The 17911-nt window shown below is 68.8% G+C and carries 15 protein-coding genes; 4 read left to right on the forward strand and 11 right to left on the reverse strand.

Features of this window, described 5'->3' with window-relative positions; translation table 11 throughout:
* Positions 1-9: 9 nt before the first annotated feature.
* Together L0984_RS20715 and L0984_RS20720 are read right to left on the reverse strand one after the other, a co-directional pair.
* Entirely contained in the window at positions 10-468 is a 459-nt protein-coding gene (locus L0984_RS20715) for an SRPBCC family protein (RefSeq protein WP_234196016.1), read from the reverse strand.
* Positions 469-470: 2 nt separating this feature from the next.
* Positions 471-785, reverse strand: a complete 315-nt coding sequence (locus L0984_RS20720; RefSeq protein ID WP_234196018.1) for an ArsR/SmtB family transcription factor — start codon at positions 783-785, stop codon at positions 471-473.
* Positions 786-1107: 322 nt separating this feature from the next.
* On the opposite strand from L0984_RS20720, the gene L0984_RS20725 reads away from it, so the two are divergent.
* Positions 1108-1479, forward strand: a complete 372-nt coding sequence (locus tag L0984_RS20725) for a nuclear transport factor 2 family protein (RefSeq protein ID WP_234196020.1) — start codon at positions 1108-1110, stop codon at positions 1477-1479.
* Between the two features lie 76 nt (positions 1480-1555).
* On the opposite strand, the gene L0984_RS20730 is transcribed toward L0984_RS20725, so the two are convergent.
* Positions 1556-3139 carry a phospholipase D-like domain-containing protein gene (locus L0984_RS20730; RefSeq protein WP_234196022.1) on the reverse strand — a complete coding sequence of 528 codons (1584 nt, stop codon included), beginning with the start codon at positions 3137-3139 and terminating at the stop codon, positions 1556-1558.
* A gap of 173 nt (positions 3140-3312) precedes the next feature.
* Here L0984_RS20730 and L0984_RS20735 point away from each other — a divergent pair, with 173 nt between their 5' ends.
* Positions 3313-3948, forward strand: coding sequence for a TetR/AcrR family transcriptional regulator (locus tag L0984_RS20735; protein WP_234196024.1), 636 nt, complete (start codon positions 3313-3315; stop codon positions 3946-3948).
* A gap of 27 nt (positions 3949-3975) precedes the next feature.
* On the opposite strand, the gene L0984_RS20740 is transcribed toward L0984_RS20735, so the two are convergent.
* The 4 genes from L0984_RS20740 to L0984_RS20755 form a co-directional block, all read right to left on the reverse strand.
* Positions 3976-4743 carry an ABC transporter permease gene (locus L0984_RS20740; protein ID WP_234196025.1) on the reverse strand — a complete coding sequence of 256 codons (768 nt, stop codon included), beginning with the start codon at positions 4741-4743 and terminating at the stop codon, positions 3976-3978.
* Between the two features lie 24 nt (positions 4744-4767).
* Positions 4768-5613, reverse strand: coding sequence for an ABC transporter ATP-binding protein (locus L0984_RS20745; RefSeq protein WP_234196026.1), 846 nt, complete (start codon positions 5611-5613; stop codon positions 4768-4770).
* A 78-nt stretch (positions 5614-5691) separates the two neighbouring features.
* Entirely contained in the window at positions 5692-6723 is a 1032-nt protein-coding gene (locus L0984_RS20750; RefSeq protein ID WP_234196028.1) for an ABC transporter substrate-binding protein, read from the reverse strand.
* Positions 6724-6911: 188 nt separating this feature from the next.
* Positions 6912-9212 carry an NADP-dependent malic enzyme gene (locus L0984_RS20755; RefSeq protein WP_234196030.1) on the reverse strand — a complete coding sequence of 767 codons (2301 nt, stop codon included), beginning with the start codon at positions 9210-9212 and terminating at the stop codon, positions 6912-6914.
* Between the two features lie 329 nt (positions 9213-9541).
* On the opposite strand from L0984_RS20755, the gene bamE reads away from it, so the two are divergent.
* Positions 9542-10153 (forward strand): outer membrane protein assembly factor BamE domain-containing protein, encoded by a 612-nt coding sequence (gene bamE, locus L0984_RS20760; RefSeq protein ID WP_234196032.1) that lies wholly within the window; start codon positions 9542-9544, stop codon positions 10151-10153.
* A 9-nt stretch (positions 10154-10162) separates the two neighbouring features.
* Here the strand turns inward: bamE and L0984_RS20765 are convergent, their stop codons facing one another.
* The 4 genes from L0984_RS20765 to ppc form a co-directional block, all read right to left on the reverse strand.
* The gene (locus L0984_RS20765; protein WP_370646144.1) at positions 10163-11254 is read right to left on the reverse strand and encodes a 2-hydroxy-3-oxopropionate reductase; all 1092 of its coding nucleotides are present in this window, start codon (positions 11252-11254) and stop codon (positions 10163-10165) included.
* Positions 11179-11958 (reverse strand): hydroxypyruvate isomerase, encoded by a 780-nt coding sequence (gene hyi / locus L0984_RS20770; RefSeq protein WP_234196034.1) that lies wholly within the window; start codon positions 11956-11958, stop codon positions 11179-11181. Before hyi ends, L0984_RS20765 begins: the two co-directional genes overlap by 76 nt.
* A gap of 91 nt (positions 11959-12049) precedes the next feature.
* The gene (gcl, locus tag L0984_RS20775; protein ID WP_234196036.1) at positions 12050-13843 is read right to left on the reverse strand and encodes a glyoxylate carboligase; all 1794 of its coding nucleotides are present in this window, start codon (positions 13841-13843) and stop codon (positions 12050-12052) included.
* A 174-nt stretch (positions 13844-14017) separates the two neighbouring features.
* Positions 14018-16879, reverse strand: coding sequence for a phosphoenolpyruvate carboxylase (gene ppc, locus L0984_RS20780; RefSeq protein WP_370646116.1), 2862 nt, complete (start codon positions 16877-16879; stop codon positions 14018-14020).
* 105 nt (positions 16880-16984) lie between these two features.
* Between ppc and hemC the strand changes: the two genes are divergently transcribed.
* Positions 16985-17896 (forward strand): hydroxymethylbilane synthase, encoded by a 912-nt coding sequence (hemC, locus tag L0984_RS20785; RefSeq protein WP_234196039.1) that lies wholly within the window; start codon positions 16985-16987, stop codon positions 17894-17896.
* The last annotated feature ends 15 nt before the right edge of the window (positions 17897-17911 follow it).

Raw genomic sequence — 17911 nt, forward strand, 5'->3', positions numbered from 1 at the left:
GGTGCCTGTTCAGGCCTGCGTGGGCTTGGCGAAGACGTCGATGCCTTCGCCGGTCTCGAGCAGGGACTTGAGGCTGGACAGCACGATCGGCCAGCCCTTCTGGATGCCGTTGGCCATGCCGCTGCCGGCCTCCAGCTCGTCGTGGGTCACGGTCAGCCGCACCATGCCCTGGTACTCGACGATGTCGAAGCTCACGCGGCTGCGGCTCGCCGGATCGCTGGCCTGCGAGGCATTGGCCCAGGTGATGACCAACCGGGTCGGCGGGGAGATTTCGAGCACCTCGCCCACCAGCTCGACGGTGCGCGCATCGTTGGCGCGCACATGCTGCCAGGGCGACCCGGGCCGCCAGTCGGAGATGTTCTCGTGGCCCCAGTAGCGCAGCGAGACGTCGGGCTGGGTGATGGCCTCGAACACCTTCTCGGGTGTCGCTCGGATGTAGGTCACGTAGACGAAACAGGTCTTGCTCATCCTCACTCTCCTTCCAGTTGCTTCTTCAGGTCATGCAGCAGGCCGAGGCGCTGGCGCTCGAACTTCCGTACCCAGCGTTCGTAGACCTCGTGCAGCGGCACCGGGTTGATGAAGTGCAGCTTCTCGCGGCCGCGCCAGACGGTCGTCACCAGCTGTGCGGCTTCGAGGATGCCGAGGTGCTGCGTGGTCGACTGGCGCGCCATGTCGAGGTGTTCGCAAAGTTCGCCCAGCGTCTGCCCGTTGTTCTCGTACAGCAGGTCCAGCAGCTTCCTGCGCGTCGGGTCGGCCAGGGCCTTGAAAACCTTGTCTTCATCCATTCGTTCTTGGGTGTGCGAGCCAATTATGCAGGCAGATGCCTGCATGTCAATCCGATCGAGGCGATGCGCTGACTGCACGCCGGGCAAAGCGGCGGTCAGCCGCGGCCGGCCGCATCAACTGCGATGAGCCCATCCAATGGCCGCTCGTCGAGCGTTGGAAGGTCTTATCGAATGGTGTGGCGGAGTCTTCCCCTTGGCGGGTGAACGCGGCGCAATTGTGTCCGGCGGCACCTGCGGGCAGAATATGACCGGTCGTCTTAAGTCGACTCCGCCTCGTATCCGTGGCCCTTTCCGGGGCCACTCCCCCTGAACTGGAGCCTCCATGAACAACAAGGAACTGGTCCTCGCCGCCATGACGCGGCTGTTCGGCCAACGCGATCTCAGTGCCCTCGACGCCTATTGGGACTCGGGCTATGTGCAGCACAACCCGCGCATGCCCAACGGCCTGGCCTTCTTCCGGCAGGTCATCCCCAGCCTGCCGGCGGACTTCCGCTACGAGCCCGGCCTGGTGCTGGACGACGGCGAGTTCGTGTCCATCCACGGCCGCTACGTCAACTGGAGCGGCAAGACCATGATCGGCGTGGACATCTTTCGCGTGAAGGACGGCCGACTCGTCGAGCACTGGGACGTGATCCAGGAAGAGGTGCCCGCTGCGCAGACGCTGAGCGGCAACGCGATGTTCCCGATCGCCTGACGAGCGGCGTTCCGGCACCCCGCGCTGGGTACCGGAACGCCTCGGTCCGGCACATGGCGCCGGGCCGAGCTGGCTCCTACAGGAGCTTCTCGCTGATCAGCCGCGAGAAGAAGAAGATCTTCAGGCGGGTGGCCAGGTCTACACCCGGTTCGTCGTCGTAGACCCGGGCCTGGCCGTCGCGGGTCTCGACCCACTGCACATGTTGATCGTCAGTCGACAGCCGCAACTGGTAGCTGCCGAGGCGCCGGAGCGTATCGATCAGCTGGATCACGTCCTCAGCCAGCGCGGGCGAATCCACCAGCAGGCCGACCTCGGTGTTCAGGCGGGATGAACGGAAGTCCATGTTCATCGAGCCCACGAAGGTGATGCGGCGATCGATGACGAAGCCCTTGACGTGCATGCGCCCGGCGCTGGAGCCGCCCGGCCGGTGCGCGGCGGCTTCCCGGTCGAGCACCTTGGGGCTGATCTCCACCACCTGCACGCCTTCGCGCAGCAGCATGGGGCGGTAGCGCGCGAAGGCCGCGCTGACGAAGGACTCGTCGGTTGCCGCGAGCGAGTTGGTCACCAGCGTGATGGCCACGCCCTTGCGCCGGCCCTCGCGGATCGCGGCCATGCCGCGCTCGCCCGGCACGAAGTAGGGCGAGACCAGCAGCAGCTCGCGCTGAGTGCGCAGGATGGCTGTCAGCGTCTGCTGGGTCACGGTGTGCGGGTCGTCGCCGTCCTCGGCCCGACCGGCGGCCTTCTCGGGGTCGTCGACCAGGACCTGCACGGTGCCGCGCAGCATCTTCATGGGGGGATGCATCAGGGCCGCGGAAACGGGGCCATAGCCGAGCAGGTCCTGCGCGGCAGCAGGCAGCGGCGGCAGCGTGTCGTGCGACCGGGCGGTCGCGGCGTCGAAGCGCGCCTGCCGCGCGGCTGGCGGCTCGTCGGAGGGCAGCAGGCGGGCCAGGGCATGGACGCGCGGACTGTTCCAGTAGGCGTCGAAGCCGGTCGCCAACGTGGGCACCGCGGCGCCGGTCAGCAGCAGGTCGAAATCCGCGAAGTTGCCACTGGCGTGCTGCAGGAAATACTCGTCCGCCATGTTGCGCCCACCCACCACGGCCAGCACGCCGTCCGCCACCAGCAGCTTGTTGTGCATGCGCCGGTTGAGGCGCGAGATGTCGAGCAGCGACAGCCCCCATCGTGTCGTGTCGAGCCGCCGCCCCGCGGGGAAGGGATTGAACAGCCGCACTTCCACATTCGGCGTGGCTTCGAAGTCGGCGAGCAGTTCCTGCGTGTCGGCGGTGTAGAGGTCATCGACCAGCACACGCACACGCACACCGCGCAGCGCCGCATCGCGCAGGGCGCGCAGGAAGTGACGCCCGACGCCGTCGGACTGAAGGAGGTAATACTGCACGTCGATGCTCCGCTGGGCCCGGGCGATCAGGGCCAGGCGCGCATCGAGGGCATAGGCGCTCAGTGCCAGCGGACGGAAGGCCGACTCCTGCGGCCCCAGTCCGGGTTGCGCCGCGGCGCGCGAAAGAAAGTCCTCCGGCGACGCAGGCATCGCCGCGACGGGTGGGTTGTGCGACGGCGCCAGCGCCACGCAGCCCTGCAGGAAGGCCAGCAGCGCCACGCTCGCCAACGCCGACCACCAGCGCACGCCAGCGAACATGTTCATCGGTGATCTCCTTGAAGCGAGGGCCTGCCTGCGCGACGCGGCGCTCGGGCCTTGTCACTCCTGCTCCACAGTTGCGGAGGACGTGAACTAAGACGACTGGTCATATTATGTCCAGCCAGACCGGCTGGCACAATGCGGACCCCGTTCAACCTCCCGCGCAAGGACGATCAGCCATGGGAAGACCCAGTGTCCGGCACAAGCTCGTGGATGCCGCCCTCGATGTGTTCGAGGTGCATGGCTTCAACGGGGCGAGCGTGCAGGACCTGACCGATGCGGCCGGCGTGCCCAAGGGCTCGTTCTACAACCACTTCGACAGCAAAGAGAAGCTGGCGCTCGAAGCGCTGCAGGCCTACATCGCCCGCAACGGCATCGAGGTGCTGCACGACGAGAAGCTGGCGCCGCTGGAGCGGCTGAGGCGCCACTTCCGCGCCAACTGGAAGACGGTGAAGGACCGCGGCTACCGCAGCGGCTGCTTCCTGGGCGCACTGAGTTCGGAGATCGCCGACAGCCACGAGACCTCGCGCGCGGAATTCGGGCGGCTCTTCCACCACTGGAGCGTGGCCATCGCCGGGGTCATCCGCCAGGCCCAGGCTGACGGTTCGGTGGCCGCCGCCACCGAGGCGCCGGTGCTCGCCCGCTTCGTGCTCAATGCCTGGCAGGGCACGTTGATCCGCGCGAAGGTGGTGCGAAGCGATCAGCCCTACGAGGACTTCGTGGCGATGGTCTTCGCCACGCTTCTGGCGCCGCCCGCGGCCCCCGCTGTCGCGGCACCTGCCAAGAAGGTGCCGCGAGCCGTCCGGCAAAAGTAGCCCGGCGGCGCGCCGGGCCTGGCGCGCTCAGCCGCCCTGCGTGCCCCGGTGCGCCCAGCCCGTGGTGTGCTTCTCCAGCGCGCTGAAGAGTTCGTACATGACCATGGCCATCGCGCCCACCACCATCAGCCCCGCAAAGGCCAGGCCCATCTGCATGGCCGAGCCGGCCGAGATCAGCAGGTAGCCGATGCCTTCGTTGGCGGCGGTCATCTCCGACACCGTGGTGCCGACGAAGGCCAGCGTGATCGCCACCTTGAGCGAGGCATAGAAGTAGGGCATGGAGCGCGGCAGGCCGATCTTCATCAGCACGTCCCAGCGCTTGGCGCCCAGCACCCGCAGCACGTCCTCCAGCTCCGGCTCCAGCGTGGCCAGGCCGGTGGCGATGTTGACCATGATCGGGAAGAAGCTGATGAGGAAGGCCGTGAGGATGGCCGGCCCGACCCCGATGCCGAACCACACCACCAGGATCGGCACGAAGGCCGCCTTGGGCAGGGCGTTGAAGGCGGTCATGAGCGGGTACATGGCGGCATAGGCCAGGCGCGAGCTGCCGATCACGAAACCCAGCAGCACGCCCACCACGATGGCGAGGCCGAAGCCCGCCATCGTCACCCAGAAGGTGCGCCAGGCATGGCCGGCGATGATGGCCTTGAATTCCCAGAACTGGGTCCAGATGCGCCAGGGGCTGGGGAAGATGAATTCCGAGACGGCGAAGGCCGAGCAGATGATCTGCCACAGCAGGATCACGGCCACCAGCAGCAGCCATGGCGACCAGCGTTCGAGCAATTTGTTGTTCATGGGCGGACGGCTCCCTGAGCGTTCTTACTGGGGCAGCGGCACGGCGGGTGCGCCGGTGGCGGCGCCCTGGCGGATGGCGCCGATGTGGCCGCGCAACTCGTGCACGATGTCGCTGAATTCCTTGGTGTAGGTCACTTCGAGCTCGCGCGGGCGCGGCAGCTCGATCTCGCGCTTGACCACGAAGCGGCCGGGTGACTTGCTCATCACGTACACCGTGTCGGCCAGGAAGACCGATTCGCGCAGGTCGTGCGTCACCAGGATCACGTTGAAGCGCTGCTCGGTCCAGAGGTCGCGCAGGATGCACCACAGCTCCTCGCGGGTGAAGGCATCGAGCGCGCCGAAGGGCTCGTCCAGCAGCAGCATCTTGGGCTCGTGGATCAGCGCGCGGCAGATGCTGGCGCGCTGCTGCATGCCGCCCGACAGCTGCCAGGGGAACTTGTCCTCGTAGCCGGCCAGGCCCACCTTCTGGAGCAGGCGGCGGGCGCGCTCCTCGTAGTCCTTCTTCTTGGCCTTGAAGGTGGAGCGGTAGGGCTCCACGATCTCCAGCGGCAGGAGCACGTTGTCCACCGTGGTGCGCCACGGCAGCAGCGACGGCGCCTGGAAGGCCATGCCCGAAATCTTGAGCGGCCCGGTCACCGGCTGGCCGTCGATGCGGATCTTGCCCATCGACGGCATTTTCAGGCCGGTGGTGAGCTTCATGAAGGTGGACTTGCCGCAGCCCGAGGGGCCGACGATGGCGATGAACTCGCCCTTCTTCACCTTGAGGTCGATGGCCTCGACGGCGAAGTGGTTCTCGCGCAGCAACTGCTCGTTGTAGGCGAGCCAGACGTCCTGGAAGTCGACGAAGGGGGTGGCGTTTTGCGTGTCCATGGGCGGTGCACAAGAAACGGCCTGCGCCGGCCGCAACGGGCCGGCCACAGGCCGAGGATGAGAAGGCGCGGGCGCCGCTTACTTCTTGAGGATGGCCAGCTCGGCGGCCGGCGGCAGCACGGAGCCGTTCCACACGGCCTCGGGCTTGACGCGGGTCTTGGTGCCGTAGGCGTCGGACACCTGCGAGGCCATCAGCGCCAGGCGCGACGGCACCACGTTGCCGAAGCCTTCGGCGCGGGCGTCGGGGCTGTTGATGACGGTGTCGATGGCCAGCTGCAGGCGGCGCGTCTCCAGCTTGGTGTCGATGATGCCGTCGCGGGCCTTGACCGACTCGATGGCCACGGCCGGGTTGGCGATGACTTCCTTGGCGCCCTTGGTGAAGGCCGACAGGAAGGCCTTGACCACCTGCGGCTTCTCGGCCAGCAGCTTGGGCGAGACGATGATGGCGTTGCCGTAGAGCTTCACGCCGTAGTCGGGATAGGGCAGCACCACCACGTCGCTGGCCTTGGCGCCGCGGGCTTCGAGGTTGAGCAGCGAAGTGAAGGTGAAGCCGGTGATGGCGTCGATGTCGCCGCGGATCAGCATGGTCTCGCGCAGCGTCGGGTCCATCGCCGTCCAGGTGACGTTGGTGATGTTGTTGGCCTTGGCGAAGATGGGGAAGGCGCGGCGGCCGGCGTCGAACACCGGGGCGCCCAGCTTCTTGCCCGAGAGGTCGGCCGGCTTGGTGATGCCGCTCTTCTTGAGCGCCATGGCCGAGGCCGGCGTGTTGTTGTAGACCATCATGACCGCGACCGGCTTGTTGGGGCTGTCGGGGTTGTTGGCGTGGAACTCCATCAGGGCCGCCAGGTCGGCGAAGCCCATGTCGTAGGCGCCCGAGGCCACGCGGGTGACGGTGCCGCCCGAGCCGTTGCCGGCGTCGATGGTCACGTCGATGCCGGCCTGCTTGAAGTAGCCCTTGGCGGCCGGGTGCAGGAACAGGGCGGCGGGGCCTTCGAAGCGCCAGTCCAGCTGGAACTTGATCGGCGTGGTGGCCTGGGCATGGGCCGCGCCCAGGCCGAGGGCGAAGGCCGAGGCGGCCAGGAAGGACTGCAGGACTTGTCGCTTGTTCATGAAGACTCTCGCTGAGGGATGTGGCAGGAAAAAGCAATAACGGTGCCTGCACCGTTGGGGTGCGATCCTCAGCCTTGCGCCAAAGCGGTGCACCCGGGTCATCCCGGAGCGGACAGCAAAACGCCCCACGGCGTGCACGCACGTGGGGCGTCGATGCGCCAAGTTGGCGCGTCTTCAGCGGCGGGAACTCAGCGCGTGGTGTTGGCGTTGGCCACGGCCAGGGCCGTCATGTTGAGCACGCGGCGAACCGTGGCGTTGGCCGTCAGCACATGGGCCGGCTTGGCCGAGCCCAGCAGGATCGGGCCCACCGTCACTCCGTTGGCGCCGGTCATCTTCAGCACGTTGAAGAGGATGTTGGCCGAGTCCAGGTTGGGGCAGATCAGCAGGTTGGCCTCGCCGGTCAGCGAGGAGCCGGGCAGCGATTCGCGCCGCACCGATTCCGACAGCGCGGCGTCGCCGTGCATCTCGCCGTCGCATTCGATGTCGGGCGCCATCTGCGCGAACAGGTCGCGGGCGATGCGCATCTTGCGGGCCGAGGCGCGCTCGGAGGTGCCGAAGTTGGAATGCGACAGGAAGGCCACCTTGGGCGGCAGGCCGAAGCGGCGCACCTCTTCGGCGGCCATCAGCGCGATCTGCGCCAGCTGCTCGGCCGTCGGGTCCTCGTGCACGTTGGTGTCGGCGATGAACAGCGTGTACTTGTCCAGCATCAGCGCGTTCAGCGTGGCGAAGTCCGGCACGCCGCGCTGGGTGCCCAGCAGCTGACCCAGGATCTTCAGGTGGCTGTCGAAGCGGCCGACCAGGCCGCACAGCATGGCGTCGGCGTCGCCCAGGTGCACCATCAGCGCGGCGATGGTGGTGTTGGAGCGGCGCACCATCGCCTTGGAGCCTTCCGGGTTGATGCCGCGGCGCCCCATCAGCTGGTGGTAGGCCTCCCAGTACTGGCGGAAGCGCGGGTCGTTCTCGGGGTCGACCACCTCCACGTCCACGCCGGGGCGCAGGTTGAGGCCGGCCTTCTTGATGCGCATGGCGATGATGTCCGGGCGGCCGATCAGGATCGGGCGGGCGATGCCCTCGTCCACGGCCATCTGGGCGGCGCGCAGGGCGCGTTCGTCCTCGCCTTCGGCATAGGCCACGCGCTTCTTCTCGGCCATCTTGGCGGCGGCGAAGACGGGGCGCATCACCATGCCGGTCTGGTAGACGAAGCGCGACAGCTGCTGGCGGTAGGCGTCCAGGTCCTCGATCGGGCGGGTGGCGACGCCCGACGCGGCGGCGGCCTTGGCCACGGCCGGCGCGATGCGCAGGATCAGGCGCGAGTCGAAGGGCTTGGGGATCAGGTAGTCGGGGCCGAAGGACAGTTCCTCGCCCGCATAGGCGGTGGCCACTTCCTCGCTGATGTCGGCCTTGGTCAGGTCGGCGATCTCGCGCACGCAGGCGAGCTTCATCTCTTCCGTGATCTTGGTGGCGCCGCAGTCCAGCGCGCCGCGGAAGATGTAGGGGAAGCACAGGACGTTGTTGACCTGGTTCGGATAGTCGCTGCGGCCGGTGGCGATGATGCAGTCGGGGCGCACGGCCTTGGCCAGCTCCGGGCGGATCTCGGGCTCGGGGTTGGCCAGGGCCAGAATGATGGGCTTGTCGGCCATGGTCTTGACCATGTCGGCCGTCAGCACGCCCGGCGCCGAGCAGCCCAGGAACACGTCGGCCTGCTGCACCACGTCGGCCAGGGTGCGGGCACCGGTGTCGGGCTGGGCATAGCGGGCCTTCGACTCGTCGAAGCCGCCGGCGCGGCCGGTGTAGATCAGGCCTTTGGAGTCGCAGGCGAAGATGTTGGCTGTCTTGGCGCCCAGGCCCACCATCACGTCCAGGCAGGCGATGGCCGCGGCGCCGGCGCCCGAGACGGCGATCTTCACGTCGCCGATCTTCTTGCCCACCAGCTCCAGGCCGTTGAGCAGGGCGGCGGCCGAGATGATGGCGGTGCCGTGCTGGTCGTCGTGGAAGACCGGGATGTTCATGCGCTCGCGCAGCTTCTTCTCGATGTAGAAGCACTCGGGCGCCTTGATGTCCTCGAGGTTGATGCCGCCCAGCGTGGGCTCCAGCGCCGCGATGATGTCCACCAGCTTGTCGGGGTCGCGCTCGGCCAGCTCGATGTCGAACACGTCGATGCCGGCGAACTTCTTGAACAGGCAGCCCTTGCCCTCCATCACCGGCTTGCCGGCCAGCGGGCCGATGTCGCCCAGGCCCAGTACCGCGGTGCCGTTGGTGACCACGCCGACCAGGTTGCCGCGGGCGGTGTATTCGGCCGCCTTGGAGGGGTCGGCCTGGATGTCCAGGCAGGGATAGGCCACACCCGGCGAATAGGCCAGCGACAGGTCGCGCTGGTTGACCAGCGGCTTGGTGGGCGTGACCGAAATCTTGCCGCGCATACCGGCGCGGTGGTATTCACGGGCGGCGTCGCGCAGGGCTTCTTCTGCGGGGGACAGCGGCTTGGACATGCAATCTCCTTGGGGACGGGAAACGGTCGGATTCGGGGGAAGGGGGCCGAGGCTAACGCAAGGGCGCTCGCCTGCGGGCTTGGGTGCGGGCGGGCCTTCGGGCATCCCATGCCGATCAGGCATGGCGTGATGCATGGCTGCCGCCGAGGGTGGGGCGGTCCCGGGCGCCGGTGAACCCGGCTGGGGTGGGGCCGGTCCGGGGGCAGATTGTCGCGCGGACCTGGGCGCCGCACCGTGGCTGCGACCACGGTTTCCTACACTGCCGCCGTCGCGTGGGCACGGTCAACTCGGCTGCGCACGGCGGCAATACCAAAAAGGGAGTGTCAAGAATGATCCGTTCCACCCGATCGGGCCGCCGGCGTGCGGCCCTGGCGCTGGGCGCCACTGTGTTGGCCCTGGGCGGCTGCGCCACGCGGCTGCAACCGCCCATCACCGGCTATCTCTGCTGCAACCTGCCGGTGCAGAGCGACATCATCTATGCGAGCAATGTGCTGGGCGGCCCCGTGGCCCGGCTGGGCCTGCCGGTGCGCGTCGAGCAGACCAAGCGCCATGCCTATTTCTGGGGCTATGTCGGCAACACCTACATGGGCTTCACGGACGACGTGACCCCCGGTTCGCGCAGCGCGACCGGCTCGCGCGAGTGGCTGGGCCGTATCGTGGTGTCGCAGGACCCCGCAGCCCGGTTGGCCACCTGGTCCACCGACGTGCAGCGCGCCGTCCGCAGCGGCCGCGTGCGGCAGGGGATGACGCGCGAGCAGGTGGCGATGGCCTTGGGCTATCCCTCGGCAGAGCTCACGCCGGAGCCGGCCACGGCCCCGTCCTGGGCCTATTACACGATGCAGGACGAGCAGCCGGTGACGCTCCGGTTCGACACGCAGGGACGGCTGGAGCGCGTCGATGGCTCCGAGGACGCCAAGGCGCTGGTCGACCCGGGGCTCTGACGTCGGGGTTCAGCTGGTGGCGTCGGGCGCCACGGGATGCCCGGCCATGGCCTCCAGCGCGCGTACGAGCGCGGAATGGTCCGCCTGGCCGTGGCCGAGGGCGGCGCAGGCGTTCATCAGCTGCGCCGCGCTGGCCGTCTGCGGCAGGGCAACGCCCAGGCTGCGGGCGCTTTGCATCGCAAGGTTCAGGTCCTTCTGGTGCAGCGCGATGCGAAAGCCGGGCGCGAAGCTGCGGGTGATCATGCGCTCGCCATGCACTTCGAGGATGCGGCTGGCCGCGAAGCCGCCCATCAGCGCCTGCCGCACCTTGGCCGGGTCGGCGCCGGCCTTGCTGGCAAAGACCAGCGCCTCGCCGACGGCCGCGATGTTGAGCGCCACGATGATCTGGTTGGCGACTTTGGTGATCTGGCCGGCGCCGACCTCGCCGACGCGGGTGACGTTGCGGCCCATCGTGTGCAGCAGCGGGCGCACGCCCTCGAACACCGCCTCGTCGCCGCCGCACATGATCGTGAGGCTGGCGGCCTTGGCACCGACCTCGCCTCCGGAGACGGGCGCATCGACGTAGCCGGCACCGAGTGCCACGATGCGACAGGCGAAGTCCTGCGTGGCGATGGGGTCGATGGAACTGCAGTCCACCACGGTCTTGCCCGCGCCGCCGCCGGGCGCGTCGGCCAGGCCCTCGGCCACGCCGTGCTCGCCGAACAGCACCTTCTCGACGTCGGGCGTGTCCGGCACCGTGAGGAAGACGACCTCTGCATGGCGGGTCACCTCGGCCGCGCTGGCGCAGACCTCGGCCCGGCCGGCCAGCGCCGCCGGTACCTGGCCGCGGGTATGGACGAAGAGCGTGTGGCCAGCCGCGGCCAGGTGGCCGGCCATGGGCGTGCCCATGATGCCGAGGCCGATGAAGCCGATGCGGCGGGGTTCCATCGGCTTGCCGGTCGGCGGGCCATCGGTGTGGGTGTCGCGGTGCGTGTGGGTGTTCATGGGGCGGGTCTCCTTCAGTGCTTCGTTGGCGGCCGTGCGGCTCAGGCGGCCAGGGCGCGCATCCAGCCCAGGCCTTCCTGCGTGCTGGCGCGCGGCTTGTATTCGCAGCCGATCCAGCCCTCATAGCCCAGCGCGTCGATCTGCTGGAACAGCCAGCGGTAATGGATCTCGCCCGTGCCCGGCTCGCCGCGGCCGGGGTTGTCGGCCACCTGGATGTGGCCGATGCGGCCCAGGTGCCGGCTCAGGGTGCCCGCCAGTTCGCCTTCCATGCGCTGGGCGTGGTAGATGTCGTACTGGATGCGCAGGTTGGCCTCTCCCACCTGGTCGAGCAGGGCCAACGCTTGGTCGGTGCGGGTAAGGGCGAAGCCGGGAATGTCGAAGTGGTTGATGGGCTCGACCAGCAGCCGAAGCCCGGCGTCTTCCAGCGCGCGGGCCGCGAAGCGCAGGTTGTCGACCAGCACCGGCTGCACGTCGGCGCAGGTCGCGCCTTCGGGCAGCTTGCCGACCAGGCAGTTCAGCTGCGGGCAGCCGAGCGTCTTCGCATAGCCGATGGCGCGGCCCACGCCGTCGCGGAACTCGGCCACGCGGTCCGGATGGCAGGCGATGCCGCGCTCGCCCGCCGCCCAGTCGCCGGCGGGCAGGTTGTGCAGCACCTGCACCAGGCCGCGGGCACGCAAGGCCTCGGCCAGTTCGCGGGCTTCGAAGTCGTAGGGGAAGAGGTATTCCACCCCTTCGAAGCCGGCGCGGGCGGCGGCCTCGAAGCGCTGCAGGAAGGGCAGCTCGGTGAACAGCATGGTCAGGTTGGCGGCAAAGCGGGGCATGGCAGTCTCTTGATTTCGGAATGGGACGGTGCTCAGCAGGCGTGAGTGAATCCGGCGTGGCCGAGCGGCCATGGCGGGTTCGCTCGCACCTTCAATCGAGCATGGCGGCGGCAAGTGCCGTGGGTGCGTCGGCGATGCCAGCGGCCAGCGGTTCGAACTCGCGGATGGCGTCGATCTCGGTGCCCATGGCGATGTTGGTCACGCGCTCCAGCATCACCTCGATCACCACCGGCACGCGGTGCTCGGCCATCAGCGCCTCGGCCTGGTCGAGCGCGGGTTGCATCTCCTCGGGCCGCTGCACGCGGATGGCCTTGCAGCCCAGGCCCTCGACCACCTTCTTGTGGTCCACGCCGTAGTGGCGCTCGATGCCGGCGTCGGGCGCGGCATTGATGTTCTCGAAGCCCAACTGCACGCAGTAGTCCATGTCGAAGCCGCGCTGCGCCTGGCGGATCAGGCCCAGGTAGCTGTTGTTGACCACGATGTGGAGGTAGGGCAGCTTGAACTGCGCGCCCACGGCCAGTTCCTCGACCATGAACTGGAAGTCGTAGTCGCCCGACAGCGCCACCACGCGGCGTGACGGGTCGGCGGCGCGTACGCCCAGGGCGGCCGGCACCGTCCAGCCCAGCGGGCCGGCCTGGCCGCAGTTGATCCAGTGCCGCGGCTGGTAGACGTGCAGGAACTGCGCGGCGGCGATCTGCGACAGGCCGATGGTGCTGACGTAGCAGGTCTCGCGGTCGAAGTGCCGGTTCATGCACTGGTAGACGCGCTGCGGCTTCATGGGCACGTCGGCGAAGTCGGTCTTGCGCAGCATCGTGCGCTTGCGTTCGCGGCACTCGGCGGCCCAGGCGCTGCGGTCGGGCAGGCGACCCTCGGCCTTCATCGCCTCGGCCACTTCGACGAACAGCGCCAAGGCCGCGCTGGCGTCCGACACGATGCCGAAGTCGGGCATGAACACGCGGCCGATCTGCGTGGGCTCGATGTCCACATGCACGAAGGTCCGGCCGTGCGTGTAGACGTCGACCGAGCCCGTGTGCCGATTGGCCCAGCGGTTGCCGATGCCCAGCACGAAGTCACTGGCCAGCAGCGCGGCGTTGCCGTAGCGATGGCTGGTCTGCAGGCCGCACATGCCGGCCATCAGCGGATGGTCGTCCGGGATGCTGCCCCAGCCCATCAGCGTCGGGATGACCGGCGTGCCGGTCAGCTCGGCCAAGTGCACCAGCAGCGCGCTGGCGTCAGCATTGATGACGCCGCCGCCGGCCACGATCAACGGCCGCTCGGCCGCATTCAGCATGGCCAGCGCCTTCTCTATCTGCGCCCGCGTGGCGGCCGGCTTGTAGGCTGGCAGCGGGGCATAGGTGTCGATGTCGAACTCGATCTCGGCCATCTGCACGTCGAAGGGCAGGTCGATGAGCACCGGCCCCGGCCGGCCCGAGCGCATCAGGTGGAAGGCCTGCTGGAAGACCTGCGGCACCTGCGCTGGCTCGCGCACGGTGACGGCCCACTTGGTGACGGGCTTGGCGATGGATTCGATGTCCACGGCCTGGAAGTCCTCCTTGTAGAGCCGGGCCCGCGGCGCCTGGCCCGTGATGCACAGGATGGGGATGGAGTCGGCCGATGCCGAATAGAGCCCCGTGATCATGTCGGTGCCCGCCGGGCCCGAGGTGCCGATGCACACGCCGATGTTGCCGGCCACCGCCCGGGTGTAGCCCTCGGCCATGTGCGAGGCGCCTTCCACATGCCGCGCCAGGATGTGGCCGATGCCGCCATGGGCGCGCAGCGCGGCGTACAGCGGATTGATGGCGGCGCCGGGCACCCCGAAGGCCTGCGTGATGCCCTCGCGTTCCATCACCAGCACGGCGGCCTGGGCCGCGGTCATTCTTGCCATGAGTGGTCTCCTCGTTCGATGGATCGCACTCTAGGAAGGGCGAGGCGAACGCAGAAGACGCAGGCGGGCGATAAGCGCTATTCCGTCAGCGAATGGCGCGGCCCGCACGGGCGAAGAAAAGCCGCGCGGGCCCTGGGCCGGCGCGGCTGTGCGAGGGCGGGTGCCGCCGAAGAATCAGCCCGTGTTGCGCAGGCCCGCGGCGACGCCGTTGATCGACAGGTGGATGCCGCGCTGCAGCCGCTCGCTGCCGTCGCCGCCGCGGAAGCGGCGCATCAGCTCGACCTGCAGGTGGTGCAGCGGGTCGATGTAGGGGAAGCGGTGGCGCACCGAGCGCTGCAGCTCGGCATTGCCTTCCAGCCGCTGCCTGGCGCCGGTGATGAGCGTCAGCGCATCGGAGGTGCGGCGCCATTCGGCCTCGATCATCGAGAACACCTTCTGGCGCAGCTTGCGCTCGCCCACCAGCTCGGCGTATCGCGCAGCCAGCTGCAGGTCGCTCTTGGCCAGCACCATGTCCATGTTGGACAGCAGCGTGCGGAAGAAGGGCCACTGGGCATACATCTTCTGCAGCAGCGCCTCGCGCTCCTTGCGGCCGGCCACGTCCTTGGCTTCGCCCAGGAAGGCCTGGATGGCGCTGCCGAAGCCGTACCAGCCGTTGATGGTGAGCCGGCACTGGCCCCAACTGAAGCTCCAGGGCACGGCGCGCAGGTCCTCGATGTTACGCTTGGGATTGCGCGAGGCCGGGCGCGAGCCGATGTTGAGCTCGGCGATCTCGCGGATGGGCGTCGAGCCGAAGAAGTAGTCGACGAAGCCGGGCGTCTCGTACACCAGCGCGCGGTAGGCGTCCATGCTGGCCTGCGAGATGGTCGACGCGGCATTGATGAAGGCCGTGGGCGCGGACTTGGTGGAGCCGAGGAAGGTGGCCTCCAGCGTGGCGGCGACGAGCGTCTCCAGGTTGCGCCGGCCGATCTCGCGGTTGGCGTACTTGGAGCCGATCACCTCGCCCTGCTCGGTCAGGCGCAGCTGGCCGCGCACGGTGCCGGGCGGCTGCGCCAGGATGGCCTGGTAGCTGGGGCCGCCGCCGCGGCCGACGGTGCCGCCGCGGCCGTGGAACATGCGCAGGCGGATGCCGTCCTTCTGGCCCTCGTTCAGCTCGTCGAACAGCTTCACCAGCGCCATGCCGGCGCGGTAGAGCTCCCAGTTGCTGGTGAAGATGCCGCCATCCTTGTTGCTGTCGCTGTAGCCCAGCATGATGTCCTGCTCGCCGCCGGAGCGCTGGATCATGGCGCGCACGCCGGGCAGTTCGTAGACGGCCCGCACGATGGGCGCGGCGTTGCGCAGGTCGGCGATGGTCTCGAACAGCGGCACGACGATCAGATCGCACACCGCGTCCTCCTGCAGCGTGCCGCGCAGCAGGCCCACTTCCTTCTGCAGCACCATGGCCTCGAGCAGGTCGCTCACGGTCTCGGTGTGGCTGATGATGTAGTGGCGGATGGCGGCGCGGCCGTAGCGGCGGTGCGATTCCAGCGCCTGCTGGAAGATCGCCACCTCGCTCACCGTCAGCGGCTGGTAGCTGGCGCCGGGCACACGCAGCGGCCGCGCGTCGTTCAGCAGCCTGAGCAGCAGCGTCTGCTTGTCCTCTTCGGCCAGCTCGGCGTAGGCCGGTTCGATGCGGGCCACCTTGAGCAGGTCGGCGATCACGGCCTCGTGCTTGTCGGAACTCTGGCGCAGGTCCACCGTGGCCAGGTGGAAGCCGAAGACTTCCACCGCACGCATCAGCGGCCGCAGGCGCTGGTCGAGCAGCACGCCGCCATGCTTGTCGACCAGCGATTCCTCGATCGTGCGCAGGTCGGCCAGGAACTCCTCGGCCGACTTGTAGGGGTTCTGCGGCGCCACGGCATGGCGCGCGGCCACGCCGCCGGTCAGGTCGCGCAGCGTGGCGGCCAGGCGGGCATAGATGCCGGTGAGCGCGCGGCGGTAGGGCTCGTCGTGGCGGTGCTCGTTGGGATCGGGCGAGGCCTCGGCCAGGGCCTGCATCTCCACGGTCACATCCACCAGCGTGGCGGACATCGACAGCTCGCCGCCCAGGTAGTGCACTTCGGTGAGGTAGTGGCGCAGGGCCAGTTCGCACTGGCGGCGCAGGGCGTATTCGAGCGTCTCGGCCGTGACGTTGGGGTTGCCGTCGCGGTCGCCACCGATCCACTGACCCATGCGGAAGAAGGAGGCGATGTGCTCCGCGCCCAGGGCCTTTTCCAGCGTGGCATAGACCTTGGGGATCTCGCGCAGGAAGGTGGCTTCGTAATAAGAGAGCGCGTTCTCGATCTCGTCGGCCACCGTGAGCTTGGTGAAGCGCAGCAGCCGCGTCTGCCAAAGCTGCACGACGCGGGTGCGCAGCAGGGCTTCGTTCTCTTCGAGTTCGCGCGGCGTGAGCGTGTCCTTCTGGCCGGCGAACAGGGCTTGGCGCTGCCGGATCTCGTCGCGCGCCGTCAGCAGCTGCGCGATGCCGCGTTCGGCGTCGAGGATGGATTTGCGCTGCACCTCGGTCGGGTGCGCGGTGAGCACCGGGGACAGGTAGCTGTGGGCCAGCGTGCCCACCACGTCTTCGGCCGAGACGCCCGCCTTGCGGATGCGGGCCAGGGCCGCGTCCAGGCTGCCGTCGATGGCCTCGCCCGAGCGTTCGGCCTCGGTGCGGCGGCGGATCAGGTGCCGGTCCTCGGCCAGGTTGGCCAGGTGGCTGAAGTAGGTGAAGGCGCGGATCACCTGCACCGTCTGCGCCGCCGAGAGGCCCTTGAGCAGCTGCTTGAGCGCCCGGTCGGCCGAATGGTCGGCATCGCGGCGGAAGGCGACCGACAGCGTGCGCACCTTCTCGACCAGTTCGAAGCTGTCCTTGCCTTCCTGCTCGCGGATGACGTCGCCCAGGATGCGGCCCAGCAGCCGGATGTCCTCGATCAACGGGGCGTCGTCCGTGCCTTTGCGCAGTGACGGGGTGGCGGAGTCGCCGGGCTTCTTCGTGCTTTTCGTCCGGGGGGCGGGCGGCATGCAGGACTCTCCTCTTCGCAATGGTTGTGGTGTGCGCCATCAGTCGTTGCTGCGGCGCAACATGCTAGCATCCAAGACCCAGCAAACCCACGCGGAGACCGCTCTGTGAGCCACATCGTGATCGCCACGCGCGAAAGTCGCCTCGCCCTTTGGCAGGCCGAGCATGTGCGGGACCTGCTGCAAGAACAGGGCCACACGGTCGAACTGCTGGGCATGACCACCCGCGGCGACCAGATCCTGGATCGCACGCTCAGCAAGGTCGGCGGCAAGGGCCTGTTCGTCAAGGAACTGGAGCTCGCGCTGGAAGAAGGCCGCGCCGACATCGCCGTCCATTCGCTCAAGGACGTGCCGATGGAGCTGCCCGAAGGCTTCGAGCTCGCGGCCGTGCTGGAGCGCGAGGATGCGCGCGATGCCTTCGTCTCCCCCAACCATGCGCGGCTGGAAGACCTGCCCGAGGGCGCCGTCGTCGGCACCTCCAGCCTGCGGCGCACGGTGCTGCTGCGCGCCCTGCGGCCCGACCTGCGCATCGAGCCGCTGCGCGGCAACCTCGATACCCGGCTGCGCAAGCTCGACGAAGGGCACTATGCCGCCATCGTGCTGGCGGCGGCCGGCCTGATGCGGCTGGGCTTGGCCTCTCGCATCCGCACCGTCTTCGAGCCCGAACAGATGCTGCCCGCCGCGGGGCAGGGCGCGCTGGGTATCGAGATCCGCGCGGACCGGGCCGACCTGCGCGAAGCCCTGGCACCCCTGGTCGACATGACCACCTGGCGCCGCGTGGCTGCCGAGCGCGCAGTGAGCCGGGCGATGGGCGGCAGCTGCTCCATGCCGCTGGCCGCCTTCGTGCAAGACCTGGGCGACGGCCGCCTGCATGTGCGTGCCGCCTGGGGCGATGCCGAGCAGGCCGGCGCGCTGGTGCGGGCCGAGCTGACCGATGTCGCCACCGACCTGGCTGCGGCCGAGGCCCTGGGCACCGAGGCGGCACGGCGTCTGCAGGCCGGTGGTGCCCGGCTCGGCTGAGCGGCGCCGGCAACC

Origin of the sequence: Pseudacidovorax sp. NFM-22 (assembly GCF_021401245.1) — a bacterium.
Classification (GTDB): Bacteria; Pseudomonadota; Gammaproteobacteria; order Burkholderiales; family Burkholderiaceae_C; genus Xenophilus.